1 protein-coding gene is annotated in these 1,215 nt (G+C 65.7%); it reads right to left on the minus strand.

The window, feature by feature from the left end:
* Positions 1–1,115 (minus strand): TRAP transporter large permease subunit (locus tag AACH00_RS19795; protein WP_341400906.1); only part of this gene is annotated, 1,115 nt, incomplete at its 3' end.
* Between the last annotated feature and the right edge of the window lie 100 nt (positions 1,116–1,215).

Here is a 1,215-nt window from a genome sequence, read left to right on the forward strand (position 1 = left end):
GGCGTGATCAGCCCGATCGCGTTGTTGATGATGAACAGCACGCCGAAGTACACCGGGTCGATGCCCGCGGCCTTGATCACCGGCATCAGCACCGGCGTCATGATCAGGATGGTTGGCGTCATGTCCATCGCCGTGCCCACGGCCATCACCAGCACCATGATGGCGATCAGCAGCAGTGTCTGGTTGCCCATGAACGGCTCCAGCAGCGTGATCATCTTGCTCGGGATGTCGGCCACCGTGATCAGCCAGGCGCTGACCATGGCCGCAGCCACCAGGAACATGATCACGGCTGTCGTCTTGGCGGCGCTCACGAACACCTCGCGCAGCTGGTGCAGGCTCATCTCGCGGTACACCAGCGTGGCCACCAGCAGCGCGTACACCGCAGCCACCACGGCAGCCTCGGTCGGCGTGAACACGCCCATCTTCAGGCCCACCACCACGATCACCGGCAGCACCAGCGCCCAGGTCGATTCCTTCAGCGCCGTCATGCGCTGGGCCACGCTGGCCTTCGGCGGCGGCGTGATGTTTTCCTTCTTCGCCACCCACCACCAGGCCAGCGCAATCGACAGGCCCATCAGCAGGCCCGGCACGATGCCGGCCAGGAACAGCTTGCTGATCGACACGTTGGCGGCCACGCCGAACACCACGAAGCCGATCGAAGGCGGGATGACCGGCGCGATGATGCCGGCCGAGGCGATCAGGCCGCCAGCGCGGGCCTTGTCGTGGCCAGCCGCCACCATCATCGGCAGCAGCAGCGAGGCCAGCGCTGCGGTGTCAGCCACCGCCGAGCCCGAGAGTGCGGCCAGCAGGCACGCAGCCACAATGGCCACGAAGCCCAGGCCGCCGCGCTTGTGGCCGACCAGCGTGAGCGCCAGGTTCACGATGCGGCGGCTCAAGCCACCGACGTTCATGATCTCGCCAGCGAGCATGAAGAAAGGCACGGCCAGAAGCGGGAAGCTGTCAGCGCCGTTGACCACGTTCTGCGCCAGGATCTGGGCATCAAACAGGTCGAGGTGCCACATCAGCGCCACGCCCGAAAGCAGCAGCGAGTAGGCAATGGGCACACCCAGGGCCATGGCGGCGAGCAGGGAGCCCAGGAAAATGAATACGGTCATGCGGTTGTCTCCGGCAGGGGCGCGGGGAAGGTCAGTGCTTCTTGAAGGTCTGGCTCTGGTTCAGGTGCAGCTCATCGATCTGCGCCAGGTCTTCCGACTC

Origin of the sequence: Ideonella margarita (assembly GCF_038066635.1) — a bacterium.
GTDB classification, from domain to species: domain Bacteria; phylum Pseudomonadota; class Gammaproteobacteria; order Burkholderiales; family Burkholderiaceae_C; genus Ideonella; species Ideonella margarita.